We start from the raw sequence: 16,614 nt of genomic DNA, 5'->3' as shown, positions 1-16,614 counted from the left end.
ACATCAAAACTGACAAACCCGTTATCGGCTGGGGTGCTTGGGAGTTATACTCCCGCGCCTGAATTGACCTGAGGTTTTCCCCTCAAATCACTTTGTATTCCTTGAGCGATATGACGCGGAAGTTGTCGGTGACGGTGTCGCGGGACTCTGGCCATTTTTCTGGCAGGGTCTTGCGGAAGAAGTCGAAAATGGCCTCTGTGAATTGGTTGAACGTTGCATAGTGCCGATTGTGGGTGACCCATTTGTGCATAACACCCCAAAGACGCTCGATCGGGTTGAGGTGCGGGGCATATGCTGGCAAGAAATGCAACTTCACCCGACGTTCTGGGCTGTCCAGCCATGGCTGTAGTATCTTGGCATGATGATAGCGGGCATTGTCGACAAAGACGTGGATGGCCGTCTTGGTTTGGTTGTTGCGTTCCAACTTTTCCAGCATCTGTCGGGTTGTCTGGGCATTGATCTTCTCGCCTTCCACAAAGGTGAACTGGAAAGTCTCAAGGTCAAGCGCGCCCTGAATGTTGAGCCGCTTGCGCCCTGATGTCGCCTTCAGGGCCGTCTTTTGTCCCTTGGGGAACCAACCATGGGCGGGGCGGCTCTGGTGTTCGGGGTGGACAGCGTCCGAAAAGACAACCATCTCATCTGCGGCCAACCCGTTCATCAGGGCCTCATATTTGGCAATAAACGCAGCCTGCTTGGCTTCATCGGCCTGTGCAGGCAGCAATTGTGGTTTCTTATACGCGAACCCCAGGCGGCGCATCAGCTTGGCGGCTCCCGACGTGCTGTAGTTTTGGTCGCACTCGGCTAGAACATAGGCACAGACCTCATCGGCATTGCGGGCAGGCTGCGCGGTGAAATGGGCTCTCACCGCCTGCTCTTGCACGACGGACAAATGACCCTGACGCTGGCTGTAGTCCTTCAGACCGAAAAACGATAGTCCCGCACCGGCAAAGGCAAATCGCCACTCCGTCAAAACTGTCGGGCCAATATCCAAAATCCGGCAAACCGTTCCGGCGTCTTCTCCTGCGTCCAAAAGAAGAAACGCGCGCGCCCGTTTCCAAACAAGGGCGTCAACTTTGCGGCGGCGGCAAAGCGCTTCAAGTGCTATGCGCTGCTCGTCGGATAAGGAGACTGTTTTGTATTGCTTGCTCATAAACTCAAAATACAGACTGAACCGCCTTTGGCCATGCGACGAAGTGAATCGCAGGCCCAAAATCGTCAGGTCAATTCAGGCGCAGGAGTATACCTTTGTTTTATGCTTGTTCTGCAACCATTCGCCTTCACCAAATATCTTCAGACCCGTACTATCTACAACTAATTCGATTGGGCCGGCCCTTTGGGCTTTAGATTTTTCTGGCATACTGAGCCCCGCACCTCTCCGCGAGGGGGTCGAGAAATCCGGAACGGGAACATCCAGCCCCATAAGCCGCGCCAAACTGCCGACCAATCCTTGCGTCTGCCGCAAAGGTTGTTTGAAAACCATACCCAGCGTCAGGCATACTGATATGGCCATATCAGAGTATGTGGGTTGGCCGCCTGGCGTCTGACGGTTGTCAGCAAGCCACTTATCTTCAACCTCAGGGCTCAACCAAATTGTCACATCACCGCGCTGACGCAGGTCTTCATTGTACACTCGCCAGTTGGTGACCTTCTGTCGCTTCTTTCCAAACTTGTGGCGGCGGGAAGCGTTGAATTTGTGCGGCATCATGAATATCCAAGTCGTTGGCAAGCTGGGTGTTTAGCAGACCCGCCGGGGTCCCTGCAACAACGCCATCTTTCGCCCTCGCCGCCACAAACTATCCGCCCCTGCCTATCGCCAATCTCGCTCAGATGCTCACAGCATTTGGGACGACATCACGTGTGAGCTAAAGGCAGGGTAAAACAGACCGGTGCCCACCATTGCGGCTTGGAGGCAATAACTTGACGATACCTTCCAGAGGCCTAAACGTAAGTCTGCGAAGAACAAAATTCTTCAAGGAAAAACTTTGCGACAGTACCATCGATTCATCTTAAATCCGATCCACCAGATGCCAGGACTGAACACCTAGGCAAAAAAATATTGACACAGATAAGCTAAAAGTACATATTAAATACAATATGGAGATTTGTGGTACAATGAAGAAGCTCATTATCGAAGCTAGAGTTAACGAATACGCTATGCGCGACGAGAATCCGAACGTACCATGGTCAGCCCAGGAAATAGCCCATGACGCTGCTGAGGTCGCCGAGGCTGGCGCTTCTATCCTGCATTTCCACCCACGAAAGTTAGATGGCTCACCTGCACACGGATATGATGATTACTCCAAGGTTATAGCGGCCATCCGGAACGTATCAGATCTTCTTGTACATCCAACGCTGGGTCAGATCACCATACAAGGTACCGAGTCTCGTGTGGCCCATATTCCACGTCTTGCGGCAGATCCGAGACTTAAGCCTGAGCTTGCCTCACTTGATCTCGGATCAACAAATATCGACCGTTATGACGCGACCAGAAAGAGCTTCGTCACTGATGAAAAGTCCTATATCAACACGACTGGAACTCTGATTGAATTCGCCAAGACCTTCATTAATTGTGGTGTTAGGCCAGCCGTTGCGTGCTGGTCCGCCCCATTTGTGCGCACTCTTGAGCCTTTCTTCGATATGGGGTTGCTGCCGAATCCAACCTGGGTGGTTTTTGTTCACACCGATAACGGCGTCATGGGAGGGCACCCACCGTCACCGGCAGGGCTACGGGCTTTCCACGATTTTTTACCGAAAGATCGACCGGTGGAATGGACCGTCTGCAGTAAACCCGGAAACCTGTTTCCGACGGCAGCACAGGCTATCCAAATGGGTGGCCACGTGTCCATCGGAATCGGAGACAACCCGTATTGTGAACTTGGTTCGCCGACCAACGCTGAACTGGTCCGGCGCGTGGCTGAAATAGCCAAAGCCTACGGGAGGGAAGTCGCAACTCCACAAGAAACACGTCAGATACTGGGTATGGCGCCGCATTTTATATGAAAAGTGAGGCACCGCCTCAAATTACCCTCGATATGATCTATCGCCCCTACTGGCCCCTCATCGGGATGCAGGTAGCCATGCCTGGTCTCGTGTGGGCATGGCCGAGGCTAACGATTTATTGAGGATGACCAACCCAATGAAAGTCAAGGAGACAAACATGCAAGATAACAGAGACCAGTCGGAAAGCGCCCTCGAAGGGCTCAGAGTTCTTGACATCGGCACTTTCATCGCTGCGCCCTTTTCTGCAACGCTGATGGGCGAATTTGGTGCGGAGGTATACAAGATTGAACTTCCAGGTGTTGGAGATCATGCGCGGCGACTAGGAACTCCAACAGAGTCGGGCGACACGCTGGTATGGCTCAGCGAAGCTCGAAATAAGAAGTCTGTTTGCATAGATCTGCGTACTACCGAAGGAGCAGAGATTTTTAAATCGTTGGTCGCTGTCAGCGATGTGGTTTGCGAGAATTTCCAAGCAGGAACGCTGGAGCGCTGGGGGCTAGGCTGGGACACGCTATCCGCTATCAACCCCCGTTTGGTATTGCTTCGAATTTCTGGCTATGGCCAGACAGGCCCAAATGCAAACCTACCGTGCTTTGGCCGCATCGCCAACGCATTCGGTGGCCTGTCCTTTCTGTCTGGAGAGGCCGACCGTGCGCCAGCGCAACCCGGATCGGCAACGTTGGCTGACTATATGGCCGGACTTTTTGGAGCTTTTGCTGTGCAAACGGCGCTTCGTGCACGCGACAGGACTGGGAAGGGTCAAGTGATCGACCTTGGACTCTACGAGGGAATCTTTAGGATACTCGACGAGGTCGCTCCAGCGTATCAGCAGAACGGCTTCGTACGGCAAAGAGAGGGTGCTGAGACTCCGATAGTGGTGCCGCACAGTCACTACCCCTCCAAAGATGACCGTTGGTTAGCGATAGCCTGCACTAACGATCGCATCTTCGCCCGGCTGGTCGAGGATGCAATGGGTCGTCCTGATCTCGTGACGGACCCGCGTTATGCCACGAATGCGGCGCGCATTTTGCACCGGAAGGAGGTAAATTCCATTGTTACCGCTTGGACCATAACTATGCCGCGCGACGAAGTGCTATCGCGATGCGCGAAAGCCGAGGTGCCATGCGGTCCAGTCTATTCGATTGATGAGATCTTTGAGGATCCTCAATATGCGGCGCGAGAAAACATTTTGTACTTCGAGGACGATCGGATCGGCCAGTTCGCCATGCCCAATGTGGTGCCGCGGCTCGAAGGCACACCGGGTCGGATCAACTGGCTCGGCCCAGTCCTAGGATCGCATACCGATGAGGTGCTGCGGGATATCCTCCATATGGACGAGGCCATGATTGAGCGGTTAAGGAAGGACGGAATTGTGTGACCACCGGCAAGAAAAAAACCGACTAGGGCCTGTTGATATTCCCGTTTCCCTTTTCCAATAATTTCAGATTCAAGCTTCCAAAAGGGACGCGGATTCAACTCGCTAGTGCAACTTTACCCACGGTATGATGCGTGAGGCAGCGATGCCCAAGTGCTTCTCACCGTCTAAAGTAAAGGAACACAAATGCGAGCCTATCACCGCCTCACTGAGGGGCAGCGTAACCAAGTTTATGCGTTGAAGAAAGCTGGTTTGAAGCAATATGCCATTGCGGATCAGATCGGCGTGAACAAATCGACGATTTCGCGGGAATTTAAGCGCAACACATGCCTGCGCGGATATCGCCCCAAGCAGGCGCATCGTCTGGCTTGCTCACGGCAGGCACAAATTTGCCGGACGCGTATCTCGGATGCGGCGTGGACTGTGATTGAAAAGATGATCCGGGAGGAATTGAGCCCCGAGCAGATTACAGGTCATCTGAAAGATATTGGTGAGCCAAGCGTCAGCCCAGAATGGATCTACCAGCATCTCTATGCAGACAAGCGTAACGGTGGCGACCTTCACACCCATCTGAGATGTCAAAAGCAACGGCGCAAGCGCTATGGCAGTGCCGAGCGGCGCGGTCAGATCAAGAATAGAGGTAACTCCCAAGGTTCTGTCGCAAAGTTTTTTGTCTTTCGCGGTGACACGTAATGGCGCAATATTTTGTGGGCAACCATAACGGGTAAGGGATGTAGAGCCATGATCGATTTCAAGGGTATGCACTTCCCGAAGGACGTGATCCTTTTCGCGGTCTTCTTTTATCTTCGCTACCCGGTCTCATACCGTGATCTTGAAGAGATCATGGAGGAGCGTGGCGTTGATGTTGATCATGGAACCTTGAACCGTTGGGTAGTTAAGTTTGCGCCGCTGCTGGCGACACAAGCGCAAGCCCGGAAGAAGCCAACTGCAGTATCTTGGCGCATGGACGAAACATACATCAAGGTTAAGGGCAAATGGACCTACTATTACCGGGCGGTCGACAACACAGGGAAAACCCTTGATTTTATGCTGTCTGAGCGTCGCGACAAGGCGGCAGCCCGCCGATTTTTCAAGCGCGCAATTGGCACGAACGGCGTGCCTGACCGTGTTGTCATCGACAAAAGCGGCGCTAATCTGGCGGGTCTGCAAAGCGTCAATGTGATCCTGAAGTTCACGGGCTCCGGCAACACGATCAAGATCCTGCAGGTCAAATACCTCAACAACATCATCGAACAGGATCATCGCTTCGTAAAACGGATCACGGGCCCGATGCTTGGCTTCAAGGCCTTCCATTCTGCCGAGGCGACACTGGCTGGGATCGAGACCGCGCACATGATCCGAAAGGGGCAGCTCCATGCCAACGGCCTTACCGCGTTTCAGCAATTTGCGGCGCTCGGAGCGTAATTGTGTCCAGCCGATCCCCACACTCAAACTTCAACAAAATTTGCGACAGAACCGTTCAGTCTGACGGCACTGGCCTATAACATCCGCCGCGCCTTGACCCTCGTCGGTGTAGTGGGCCTCATGCGCGCTGTCAGTGCCTGATTGACGCGCAGCGACAATCAAAAACCACAAAAACCTTGATCGCGGCGGAAAAACCCACCAACATCAAAAATGTTGCGACCACGGATTCTCATCCTGATTGACGCGCTCTTCTCATCTAGATTGTCGCGCTACACTTTTGGGCATAACTCCAACACGGCCCATTCAGACCATAACCAGAAATGTGCCACTGCTATTCTTCATCGTTCAAGATATCCTTGAGATCCTGGACAGTTCCAAAGTTAAGATTCAGGTCTTCGTTAGACAGGCCAAAATGGGATTTCAGATCTGCCATTCGCTCTTCAAGACGCATCAGTGTGAGGCCAAGTCGTTCAATTTCTTCGTCTGCCAGAGCACCGCTATCAACCCGACGGATGGCTTGCCGTTCCATTACTTGTCGTACTGTATCGATTACAGCCAGTACAAGTTTTACAAGGTCGTCAGCTGCCGTCTCGGGGTCGGTCGAGAGGTTTGAAGGCAGGGATGCATGTTGCGTTTGGTCGGGAGAGCCGTTCGGATTGGGATCTCCCCCCCCAGAGTCGGTCAATATTTTTTTCATCGAATCGAATTGAGTATCATTTTGCGTTTTCATGTCTCAGCCTCGCTTCCAGATTGCCCTACAAATGAATAAGGTGCCCACGGTCCAGTGCATGTCACGCGGATATCCGAAACCTTCACTACGACGTCATCCACGGTTTGCACAAAACGAGCTATGTCACCCTTCTTGATCAGACAGGATGCCCTGAAGGGCAACATCTGAGGCTCGTCAGTTGGCCAAATAGCCTCTACTATAAAAGGATCCAGCTGGGAGCGGATCGCGCGCCTAGCACATTGCACCGACGACTGCGTATAAAAGGAGCCATAAAGATTTTGCTGCTTTTCCTGCAAATAGGCCACACCTTGGGTGACGTTCGTATCCACAATTTGTCCGGCAATCCGCTGCTCGACTTTCTCCCTATTCTTTCCAGATATGCGCAGTGCAATTTCAACTTTCCCATCAAGCCTTGTCAAATCTTTCATCAATTGTCCCCGCCGCTTCACGATGTCGCCTAGAAGCTGCGCGGCTCCAGTGGCAATTGTCCCGAAGCGCATCGGAAGTACCGCGTGTCCCTCCATCAACGCGCTTAAGACATTCTCATGTAGCCAGACATTCGCAGCCGAAGCTTCAACAGCCGATCGTTCTAAGGAACTCACAGCAACAGCAAGATCGCCGCTGACAATCGCAAACACAGGGGCTTCATCATGCCCATTGGGCAGCTTGACATCAAAGTGGGTAGCCCCAACGATCCCATAGACATAAAGTTTTGTCATATTTATTGCCCCCCGTCTGTTGGCCGGTCAACCAGACTGGCATCTTTCATCCGTTGCGCGGCATCAACTGATGCAACTAGAACTTTTAGTCCAACATAAACGAGATCGACACCGGCCAAGGAGATGGTCGCTTCGCCCCAGATGACGACACCGGTGCTGAGCGCACGATCCAACAGATCGGCAAGTGCTAGATCCTGTCCACCTTGTGTCTCATTTGTCATTTACGCCGCCTCCGAGCTGTTGGTCTGAAAAACTGTAGGCAGGCCAAGGACCATTTATTTGGTAATCGAAACCAAATGGCGCATAGACCACTCGCAAGTCATCAAGCGATTGCATAAACGCGTCCTCTGCGCCTCGAGCAATCAAATATGATCTATTGCTGACCATTTCATGCTTGTGTCCATGTACTGTGGGAGGTTGAAGCTTGACCAAAGTCTCTTCAATAGCACGCGACTTCAACTGATCTTGCGCCCCGACAAGACACTGTTCGAGAGTTTTCTCAACCTCATCAAGGATTAAGCGTTGAATTCGTCGACGCAGGAAAAAAGCCTTTCCCTCACCCTGATCCGCAATTTCTTTTTCAAGAACGCTGATCTCAGAGACAGTTTCGGCGACACATTCGCTAAACATCTTCCTATTGCAGAATGATTTCACGCCCCATTCGATCGCCCCATCTATACGGTCAAGCTCTTTCTGCAATGTGCTGTAACGCCCACCCAGTGCGGCGATGACGCCCGCATCTTCAGCAAACACAGCCCCAAACCTGAGAGGTAATATTGTATAACGGCTAACCATGTCTGCCAGCACCAAGTGGTGATTGAGGATCATCCGCTCGGCCGACCGGCTGTCCTCTAGAATAGTTTTAAGATCACTGCCATCCGGTAATATAAAATCGCACACAAGCGCACCAATATCACCAAACGGCAGTATTCTTAGTGGGCCACTCTCGACAATTCCCGCGAGATCACCCGGAGGAAAGTCCAAAACAAGATCAGAGCAGTTAGTGAGAACACCGTAGACATAGACAATTGATGTTGCAGAGCTCATTTAAAACCTTTTATCCCGCACTTGAGATTATATCTGCAGCATAGGAAGCTTCCTGCCGCTGGACCGAAACGACTACCGAGCCACCCGCACCGACAAAAGACAAAAGTGTCTTATAGGCGTCGGTAAGCACTGCCATACTCACACTGGCAGTCTCGCCCACGGCTACATCCGGCACGATGTCCGGATGTGACTTTCTAGCAAGACGATGATATGCTGAACGCACTTCCTCAGTACTACGGGCGACGTCAAGTTCCAAAATATCACAAGCTTCCGTGACCTTAGCGGGTTCCAGATATGTGATTTCGACCGTCGCAAAACTGTGCGGTGGCAACGGACCAACGCATCTAAAAGTCAAAGCCCCATGATAGGTGCTGTCTAGCTCATCTAGGCAGCGGTCAAATGCATCTGCCCTTTTAGCTTCAACGAGCAAGGCTAGATTCAGAATTATGCTGTCGTCTAGGATAGAGTTAACTACATTATCAACGCCAACTTGTACCAGCGCATCCAACAGAACTTTACCTGTTTCTGCCCGCCGAAGTTCGAGAGTTTCTTTTACAAGTTTTCCGAGCTGCTCCAAACTTACTGAACCATAACTTTCTGGCATTGCCGCAAGATCAACCTTCAGTTTCGCAACAGCAGGCTCTTTGGCAATTTCCGCAAAGACCTCGGCAACATCCCAGGTCACGATAACCTCGAACTGCACCTTACCAGACAAGCTATTAAAGGCGGCAGAAAATTTCTCACTTCCTACTTCAAGGCCAAGCTCAACACTTTCACGATTTGGCGCGAGCGTTGCAAATTTTACTGGCAGTACGGGAGCGATTTCCATGAACTTTTCGATAAGCTGCTGATGAACCAGCAGCTGTTGCATTAATTCCTTTCGATCTGGGCTGACCAGTTGATCCTTTTCCGGCACCATTACAACGGCAGTAAAATCCCCATGCCCAATTAGTTGAATTTCTCCAGGCGCATCATTCGCGCATTGTATCAACGCACTGCAAGACACTCGCTCCGCCACTATTGCACAAACATAAAGCCCCACGTTTCCAGAGATGTTCTCTTCTGCGGCGGGTATCACCTTTTGTGCCCTCACGAACTTTGTCCTTCTGCTGGCGTAGTTTGGTTTGATGCCAAGGCTTTCGCAAGAGCCGCCTCTAGGCGATCCATCCTCTCCAGCATGGCAGGGTCAACTCCTACTGGAGCCTGTGCTCCAGCTGTGAGGTAAGGGTCATGCGCCCACCAATTGATACCCATTTCCATAGCCTTGTCGACCGATGCTATCAGTAGACGCAGTTTGATATTAAGCAGTTCCACGCCAACCAAAGAAATCGTGACATCTCCGGCGATGACTATGCCCTTGTCTAGTACCCGCTCAAGGATATCGGCAAGGTTTGTGGCGTCGAGCGAATGCTCCATCTTTCCATTGTTCATCGAAATCACCCAGCTTTCATTGCTAAATTTCTTAAATATTATTCGCCATCGTCAATACCGACCTGATTACGAAGGAAACGTTGGATCTGCTTGTAACTTACAATTTCTCCGGTTCTATCAAGGCTTACTGCATACTCAGCAAGGACGTCGGAACTAGAAGGAATTCGCGTAAGTTCGATCAAAGTCATCAAGAGTTCCCAACCATCTTCCACCTTTTTTACGCCGGTGACACCATCTATGGGATAGCTCAAAATACTACCCAGTTGGAGCTTTGCTCCTTCGATGATATCGATAAGGCGTGGTGCTGGTGGTGGGGCAACTTTTGCTTCAGCCTCGGATATTGGAGGTGATAAGGACTTCTTAGAACCCGTGTTATGGTTGGTTGTTGGTTTAGTCTGTGTCATTTTGCTTTGCCTTTCGTATCGCTTGCAGTCGTTGCAGTAAAACGTCCTCTTGGGCCTCAAATTCCTTGAGTTCGATCTGTTCAAGGTCGAAGCTTAGCTCAAGTTCGGAAAGCGCTACAAGGATCTTGCTGTCGTCATAGAGCTCGGCGTCAGCCTGGTCTTTTATTTGCTCTGCAACCCAGAGAAGACCTTTCATTGGGCCGATCAGCGGCCCCATAAGGGTGTTCAAAATAATGCTCATGTGGGCTATGATTCCCCCCAATTCACGACGATGTTTACAAAATTATAGGGTGGAACTGGACCAACATATTTGAACATCAGGCGATCGGAGAGATCTTGGTCGAGTGATTGAACCGCCTCGTCAAATTTGGATTCCTTCTCGGCATCGACAAGAAATGCCCCATTCAGAACCATGCGGTCTCCAATGGTTTTGTTGCTTCTCGATTTGTGGACATGTGGCCTGATCCGCGAAAGTATCATTTCCTCGTCTTCCAGCCGTTTTTCTGTCAGCGCCTTTTCAATTTTTTCACCTAATTGAATGCGCTCGTAATAGCTTCCATCAACGGACTGGCCTTTCAAAGAATCTCGCATTTTTCGGATAGAATCGTTCTCCCGCAAAACTTCTCCAAAAATCATTCCATCGTGCCAAAATGCTTTTAGGCCTAGCTCGACACGTTTATCAATTTGTCCAAGCAATTGTGTGAATTCGTCGTGTCGGGGTACCAATAAGCGTTCTTCAATAGCAACAGCCTCGGGGGCAACTGTATTGAAGCGAACTGGAAGCAGAGTGAATTCCTCCATCAGCTCTTCTAGAACGGCGGTGTGTGCCATCATGTTTCTGCGACTTTGGTCGTATTCCATTACCGGTGAGTCACTAACTACCGCCGCTAACCCTTTATGGACTACAGTATGAACTACATCGCCGCGCTCGCCGATCCCACGGGCTTTAAGTTCCCGTGGCTCCCGACATTGTATGATAGCATAAAGGTACTTGCTATTGACTTTTTTCTCATCCGTCATTCTCTTTGCCTCCTATTCCAAGAGCCGCCTTCTTAACCCGTAACTCTAGCATCCCATTGTTGTAGGATTGCGTTAGGCTCGAAACAGAAACAGCTTCTGGAAGCATAATTTCTGTGGCGTATTGCTTCTCTCCATTTGTAGTGATGATCAACAAACTATCAGCGAATGCGGTCACAATTTCGGCTTCCAAAACGCCCGGAAGCTCCGCCGTAATTATGATTTCGCTGTCTCCATCAAAAACGTCAACCAACGGTTTTATCAACACGTCAGCCACTGGTCCTGCTTCGCGGGTGCGTACATTGCCGAAAGGCTTGTCGTCAACCACTAGCGCTGCTTCGCCGATGCTCCGTATATTGTCGATAGGTCGAACCCGCGGTCGTCTGCCGCCAAGGCCGCTACGCATGCTAGATCCGTAGGTACCACGGGCACCGTTACCAAGTCCTTTGACCCGAAATTTACCCTTGTGCTCCTTGAACCCCTCGTCAATTTTGCCAAGCAAACTCACGAGATCAATCAAGCCGCGACATAATTCATGGAGCAAAGTTTTCGGTGCATCATCAGTAGATTGCTCCTCTCCCGTCTTTTTCTTCTTCATCGCAACCCTCTTTATGGCTGTTCCAATCCTCACTTACAGCGAAGCGGCTTTGGTTCTGCCCTAGTAATTAAGTGACACCGAATGATGCAGATCCGTATTCGAATCGAGAGCGTTGGACAAAGCCTTACTTTTTCCCTTAGAGCGCGTTTTTTTCTGTAGTGGTTCGTCAATTAGCATTGGTCGTATTGCATCAATCTCAGTAAGGACCGATAATAATAAAACCTCAGCCGATGTTTTTCGAGCTGACCACATGGCTATCTCTCGTTCAATTCGTGTGCGCTCGGCGTCAAGACGCGCGAACCGTCCAACTAAATGGGAACGTTCATTTTTATGCTGTCGTTGCAAGACTGTTCGAACAGTTCCTATATCCCGCAATCCTTTGAGGGCCTGCTTTGCGTTGGTTTTCATGCTGGACCTCTCGAGGTCGCCTGTATTGACCTAGGTTTAGCTTCGGCTTCTTTGGCCGATGGCTTTGAGGGGGGAGGGGATGGGCAGTGATGGCTTAGATTATCGAGAAGTAATTTTTCTTGTTGGGTCCGCTTGCCCTGCTCTTTGGCACCAAACATCGATTTGGAGCCGAGAACATCAAGGCAGATCTGTACGAAATATGAATCATCAATCGTTGGGTTAAGCTTTTCATTAGCTACCATGCGGCAGATCATGATACAGGCACGAAGCGTAGGCGTTTGATCATATTCGCCAGTATCTCGGAATGCTCGAACCATATCCACAATTGGCGCCGTTTTAGCTACTTCCAAACCGGACCGGGAGGAGGCTATGGAAACCTCTAGTTCGCGGTCAGCCGCTCCAATGTCGATGGTCACGATCCGGTCGCTGAGAGCGTCCTGTGCGTCGTGCACGCCAGCATATTCTTGTGGGTTGCTTGTGAATATTACCCTGAAATCGGGGTGTACCTTAATAAAGGGCTCACCCCGGTTCTGTGCTGGCAAAACTAGGATACCTTCTTCTAGCACGCTCAGAAGTACGTTGTTTGCTTCAGCCCGCGACCTAGTGAATTCATCATAAATTAGAGTATAGCCTTCTCGGCACGCTGTAGTAAGCCGGTGATCATTCCATGACCTGTCCGAACTTTCTTCAACCTTACTGACGGTATGGATATAATTATCGGTGACTTTTCGGTAATTATAGCCGCTTTCGGCACCAACAAGGTTCGAAGTTACCATCTCTTCGTCACCAGTGATCATCACTACCGGACGGCCAAGAAGCGCTGCTGTGTGCATTGCCATCGTGGTCTTGCCAGTGCCCGCCGGCCCGCGGAAGTGAACTGAATAGCCGGCGTTGATATAGGCCAACGCACGCCGAGAAACGGATTTTACGCTGTCCGTCTGCACAAAGTCCTTTCGAGCCTCTGGCATCATTGTAGTTAAAGTGTCTGGACCACCAGAATTGGCGGCTCTCGAAATACTGTTCATCTGCATCTCCTTAGCAAAGCTTGGCCTTGCATTTTCCATTAAGAGCGCTCCGTATGAGCGCGTGTTTCAAATCTGCGGGCCTGATACCAAAGCTGCCGCTGCTGTGTGAACAACAGTGGATTTTTGTCCCAGAGTAAGCATCGGTCGAGTATGCTTTCGATCCTTGGCTGAGCAGAAATCCAAGTTTCAACAGCCCAAGGGCTGTCTCGACACCACCCAATCTGTGCTGTTTCGTCTAGAAGTGAGCCGCGCGCAAATTCATCAATAGTTCCCGTCGCTACTCCGCTCGCGATATAAGAAAGTTGGTTGCCAAACATTGCGGCCGTCGAAGCCGACAGACCTAGACGGATGGCCGCCACAACAGCCAGGCTCTCGATAATTCTGGCGAATGGCTCTAGTACATGCTTAATACCATCAGTTTTCACAACATCGACGTCGGGAAAGGTGTCCTGGATCGCCAGTGCGTCTGCATAGGAGAGGATCGGCCGCCCATTTTGCGACATCTCAGGAAACAGGCCCAGGACGTAGTCACCCTCCCAAAACTCTCCAATATCATCAATTGGCTTAAGCGATTGAGCTAGCAAGTTCCAAACTGTATCAAAATGAGGCAAAAGCGGAGTAAAATCGGGATGAAGAACCAATTCGGCAGCAATACCATCTTTCAATTCGACCCTACACATTACACCTTGAAGCACTTGTAACTTGACTGGCAGAGTAATCTCTATGCTCCCACTGCTGCGCCCCGCCGATCTTATGATACGATCGCCTAAAAAACGCGATCGCTGAGTATTCAGCCCGGCGAGCCTGGGATTATCTGACCACGAGCGATTGACCATATTATACTTCCAGTTCTTCTAGCAGATCTTCTGAGCAAAAAATATCGGAAAAGTTATTTACCGCACCTAAGGGCCGCAAGTGAAATATAGGACCATTACACCGAGCCAAAAAATTGCTTTTCGGCAACTTGGCTCGGTTTTTTAAATTACCAAACGTCGGAATATTATTCACAAGACCTATTTTTTCGGACTACTGGTCTTAAACGGAAACGCTGGGAGTGTAGGACTGCTGGTCTTGGCTGCAGGCGTTGCAGGGGAAGGACTGCTGGTCTTGGCTGCAGGCGATGCAGGGGTAGGACTGCTGGTCTTGGCTGCAGGGGTAGGACTGCTAGTCTTGGCTGCAGGGGAAGGACTGCTGGTCTTGGCTGCAGGCGTTGCAGGGGAAGGACTGCTGGTCTTGGCTGCAGGCGATGCAGGGGTAGGACTGCTGGTCTTGGCTGCAGGGGTAGGACTGCTAGTCTTGGCTGCAGGGGAAGGACTGCTGGTCTTGGCTGCAGGCGATGCAGGGGAAGGACTGCTGGTCTTGGCTGCAGGCGATGCAGGGGTAGGACTGCTGGTCTTGGCTGCAGGCGATGCAGGGGTGGAAGTCACTACACTTTTCCTTACCAATCCCATACGGCTTGAGGCATTATTTAGTATAGATGCTCGTTCGGCGATCCGGTCCTGCTGAAAATCAAACAAGATTTTTTTCACTGTAGCGGTTAGACTAATACGGTCAGTTTCCAGTCTCGCCCTCAGCGCCTTTGTGCTTACTTGTCGACCAGCTTTGTAGTGTAGAATCGAACTTGAAACTGCATTACGATTTGCAGTGACATACTGCGAAATAGTCTTCAGGTCGAGCTGAATGGATTCATTTAATTCGGAGGATATGAGATGTAATGACGTTCGTCCCTCCTTGATTTGACGCGTAAGCGATTGTTTAATTTCGTTAATCTCACGCAATCTTTTAGTACGTGAAACCTCGAAAGAATGGATTAATCGCGACATTTCTGCTGTTAGATTCACCTTGATACCTCACTTCCTGAATTCATTGACAAGTAATTTAGATGAAATCCCACACCCATAAGGGCGTGGGATTTCATCCCATCCTGACGTCAGCCAGTTTATGCTTCAGCAGTAAGACCTACGGCCTCAGCGTACTTAAGGTAAGTGTCAACACCGGCAATAACCACACGTGCTTCAACGGCGATTAATTCGATACCTACAAGCGATACGCGTACCCATGCATCGATCACAACACCCTTATCCAGAATGCGATCGACAACTTCTGCAAGGCTGCTTGAAGAGTTCATTTTGCTTACGGCCATGATTATATTCCTTTTATTGACTATATAGCGTTACAAAAGAGTAACGGCTAAATTTGAATGGCGCTACATATAGATCGTAACAATTATTTCCTAACCAGCGTATATGGTATCGTCAAGTGTATAGGTTGTATAAGTTCAGGTGTTTTGAGACTCACACGACTTTGGCCTGAGTGATTCGAATTTACTCCATTGGTGTCTTGCCTTTCAAGGCATGATGAGGCCTGAATGTGTTGTATTTATCGACGGCTTTTCGAAGTTCAAACCGCATCGCTCCTATGCTGTCGGCAATGAGATCACGACATGCATAGAACTCTTCGCGGAAGGTGCGGTTACCGCGCTCGACACCACCGTTGTATTTTGGCCTTGCTGGCGGCAGCACAATGAGCGGGATCTCCATCTGTTCGCACGCTGTCTCAAAATCGGCCATAAACTCAGACCCGCCATCGACTTGAATTGAGATGATCTTATAGGGAGCTATTTCCACGAGTTCTTGCAAAAACCGTTTGGCAGAGCGTGCCGTGGCATTCGAATAAACTTGCGCGTGGATATGCTTGCTACACCTCTCCCAGGCTTGAAAGTGTTTGCACGTGACGCCGTTCTTCGTGGCAGTCATATGATCGATCTGCACACGCTCGCCAACCACAATATCTTTGTAATCCCTATATTTCCATCTCTTGGCATGCCCCTTGGAAAAATTACGCTTGCGCTTTTGGGGCGCAGATCTTGATCGTGTGATCAGGCCTTTTTTCCTTAGAAAGCTCAAAATGCGCCCCACGGTGCTATCGCTCATGGTTTGCTTTTTGTCGCGACGCAAGATGGCCCCTATTTTCTCCTTACCGTAGGTTTCATTGTCGCGGCGGGCCTCAAGCACCAATTGCTTTTCTGCCTCGCCCCACTGTGACTTGTTGCAGCGTTTGGGAGCCTTTGAAGGCGGTATGATTGCCTGCGCCAAATCCTTCAAAATACGCTTGTGACAGTAATATGTCGCGCGCGAGATGCCGACGAATTCAGCGCACTTTGATAGAGAAACGCCCTCTGTACGTAAGTCGTCCCATTGCCGAACCTGACCTTCGTATTTGATACGGTACACGTCCAAACATTCTTGTGTCCGCGCCCAAGCATAAAGTTTATAAACGTTCTTGTGCAGTCCGATGATTTGCATAATGGCCTCGTGAGCTGGTTTCTTTCAATTCTCAGTCTCCGAGGTCGCCTAAATCTTGGCAACAAAATTTTGTCTCACATCTATCTGAACTCATACCAGCGTGGAGTTGTTGCAGGGATCGCCCCTGCGC

General features: G+C 50.5%; 19 protein-coding genes and 3 pseudogenes. 6 read left to right on the top strand and 16 right to left on the bottom strand.

All coding sequences use genetic code 11. The features are described 5' to 3' along the window. Window positions 1–82 precede the first annotated feature (82 nt). Window positions 83–1,150, bottom strand: coding sequence for an IS630 family transposase (locus tag OA238_RS28050; protein WP_015495538.1), 1,068 nt, complete (start codon window positions 1,148–1,150; stop codon window positions 83–85). Window positions 1,151–1,243: 93 nt separating this feature from the next. Then, window positions 1,244–1,705 (bottom strand): annotated as a pseudogene (locus OA238_RS28045) (IS5/IS1182 family transposase); the annotation flags it as partial. Window positions 1,706–1,769: 64 nt separating this feature from the next. Between OA238_RS28045 and OA238_RS35400 the strand changes: the two are divergent. The 5 genes and pseudogenes from OA238_RS35400 to OA238_RS28025 all read left to right on the top strand — a co-directional run. Next, a pseudogene (locus OA238_RS35400) lies at window positions 1,770–1,877 on the top strand (IS6 family transposase); the annotation flags it as partial. Window positions 1,878–2,112: 235 nt separating this feature from the next. Next, window positions 2,113–3,000 carry a beta-keto acid cleavage family enzyme gene (locus tag OA238_RS28040; protein ID WP_044039230.1) on the top strand — a complete coding sequence of 296 codons (888 nt, stop codon included), beginning with the start codon at window positions 2,113–2,115 and terminating at the stop codon, window positions 2,998–3,000. 136 nt (window positions 3,001–3,136) lie between these two features. Then, window positions 3,137–4,378, top strand: coding sequence for a CaiB/BaiF CoA transferase family protein (locus tag OA238_RS28035; protein WP_015497782.1), 1,242 nt, complete (start codon window positions 3,137–3,139; stop codon window positions 4,376–4,378). Between the two features lie 183 nt (window positions 4,379–4,561). After that, window positions 4,562–5,014 (top strand): annotated as a pseudogene (locus tag OA238_RS28030) (transposase); the annotation flags it as partial. Window positions 5,015–5,116: 102 nt separating this feature from the next. After that, the gene (locus tag OA238_RS28025; RefSeq protein WP_044039163.1) at window positions 5,117–5,800 is read left to right on the top strand and encodes an IS6 family transposase; all 684 of its coding nucleotides are present in this window, start codon (window positions 5,117–5,119) and stop codon (window positions 5,798–5,800) included. Window positions 5,801–6,131: 331 nt separating this feature from the next. Here the strand turns inward: OA238_RS28025 and OA238_RS28020 are convergent, their stop codons facing one another. The 12 genes from OA238_RS28020 to OA238_RS27965 all read right to left on the bottom strand — a co-directional run bounded on the left by OA238_RS28020 (window position 6,132) and on the right by OA238_RS27965 (window position 13,844). After that, window positions 6,132–6,530, bottom strand: a complete 399-nt coding sequence (locus OA238_RS28020; protein ID WP_015497780.1) for a gas vesicle protein K — start codon at window positions 6,528–6,530, stop codon at window positions 6,132–6,134. Continuing rightward, entirely contained in the window at window positions 6,527–7,249 is a 723-nt protein-coding gene (locus tag OA238_RS28015) for a GvpL/GvpF family gas vesicle protein (RefSeq protein ID WP_015497779.1), read from the bottom strand. The genes OA238_RS28020 and OA238_RS28015 overlap by 4 nt, the downstream gene beginning before the upstream one ends. A gap of 2 nt (window positions 7,250–7,251) precedes the next feature. Further along, window positions 7,252–7,470, bottom strand: coding sequence for a gas vesicle protein (locus OA238_RS28010; RefSeq protein WP_015497778.1), 219 nt, complete (start codon window positions 7,468–7,470; stop codon window positions 7,252–7,254). Next, the gene (locus tag OA238_RS28005) at window positions 7,460–8,296 is read right to left on the bottom strand and encodes a GvpL/GvpF family gas vesicle protein (RefSeq protein WP_015497777.1); all 837 of its coding nucleotides are present in this window, start codon (window positions 8,294–8,296) and stop codon (window positions 7,460–7,462) included. Before OA238_RS28005 ends, OA238_RS28010 begins: the two co-directional genes overlap by 11 nt. Before the next feature lie 10 nt (window positions 8,297–8,306). Further along, a complete protein-coding gene (locus OA238_RS28000) occupies window positions 8,307–9,389 on the bottom strand; it encodes a GvpL/GvpF family gas vesicle protein (RefSeq protein ID WP_015497776.1) in 1,083 nt (360 codons plus the stop codon). After that, entirely contained in the window at window positions 9,386–9,727 is a 342-nt protein-coding gene (locus tag OA238_RS27995) for a gas vesicle protein (RefSeq protein ID WP_015497775.1), read from the bottom strand. Before OA238_RS27995 ends, OA238_RS28000 begins: the two co-directional genes overlap by 4 nt. Before the next feature lie 38 nt (window positions 9,728–9,765). Continuing rightward, window positions 9,766–10,131 carry a gas vesicle protein GvpO gene (gene gvpO, locus OA238_RS31140; protein ID WP_083906923.1) on the bottom strand — a complete coding sequence of 122 codons (366 nt, stop codon included), beginning with the start codon at window positions 10,129–10,131 and terminating at the stop codon, window positions 9,766–9,768. Then, the gene (locus OA238_RS27985) at window positions 10,118–10,372 is read right to left on the bottom strand and encodes a gas vesicle protein GvpG (RefSeq protein WP_015497773.1); all 255 of its coding nucleotides are present in this window, start codon (window positions 10,370–10,372) and stop codon (window positions 10,118–10,120) included. The genes gvpO and OA238_RS27985 overlap by 14 nt, the downstream gene beginning before the upstream one ends. Window positions 10,373–10,377: 5 nt before the next feature. Further along, the gene (locus tag OA238_RS27980) at window positions 10,378–11,151 is read right to left on the bottom strand and encodes a GvpL/GvpF family gas vesicle protein (protein WP_015497772.1); all 774 of its coding nucleotides are present in this window, start codon (window positions 11,149–11,151) and stop codon (window positions 10,378–10,380) included. Then, entirely contained in the window at window positions 11,141–11,746 is a 606-nt protein-coding gene (locus OA238_RS27975; RefSeq protein ID WP_015497771.1) for an Hsp20/alpha crystallin family protein, read from the bottom strand. Before OA238_RS27975 ends, OA238_RS27980 begins: the two co-directional genes overlap by 11 nt. Window positions 11,747–12,150: 404 nt before the next feature. Beyond that, window positions 12,151–13,179, bottom strand: coding sequence for a gas vesicle protein GvpN (gene gvpN / locus OA238_RS27970; RefSeq protein ID WP_144056103.1), 1,029 nt, complete (start codon window positions 13,177–13,179; stop codon window positions 12,151–12,153). Window positions 13,180–13,217: 38 nt separating this feature from the next. Beyond that, on the bottom strand, window positions 13,218–13,844 hold the full coding sequence (locus OA238_RS27965) for a hypothetical protein (protein ID WP_245581592.1): 627 nt from the start codon (window positions 13,842–13,844) through the stop codon (window positions 13,218–13,220). Window positions 13,845–14,250: 406 nt separating this feature from the next. Between OA238_RS27965 and OA238_RS27960 the strand changes: the two genes are divergently transcribed. After that, window positions 14,251–14,685 carry a hypothetical protein gene (locus OA238_RS27960; RefSeq protein WP_015497768.1) on the top strand — a complete coding sequence of 145 codons (435 nt, stop codon included), beginning with the start codon at window positions 14,251–14,253 and terminating at the stop codon, window positions 14,683–14,685. A gap of 433 nt (window positions 14,686–15,118) precedes the next feature. Here the strand turns inward: OA238_RS27960 and gvpA are convergent, their stop codons facing one another. Further along, entirely contained in the window at window positions 15,119–15,322 is a 204-nt protein-coding gene (gvpA, locus tag OA238_RS27955) for a gas vesicle structural protein GvpA (protein ID WP_015494765.1), read from the bottom strand. A 181-nt stretch (window positions 15,323–15,503) separates the two neighbouring features. Continuing rightward, a complete protein-coding gene (locus tag OA238_RS27950; protein WP_015497767.1) occupies window positions 15,504–16,484 on the bottom strand; it encodes an integrase core domain-containing protein in 981 nt (326 codons plus the stop codon). Window positions 16,485–16,614 lie beyond the last annotated feature (130 nt).

Source organism: Octadecabacter arcticus 238 (genome assembly GCF_000155735.2).
In the GTDB taxonomy this organism is placed as follows: Bacteria; Pseudomonadota; Alphaproteobacteria; order Rhodobacterales; family Rhodobacteraceae; genus Octadecabacter; species Octadecabacter arcticus.
Note: the sequence above shows the minus strand (reverse complement) of the source record. Positions and strands in the feature narration are given on the sequence as shown.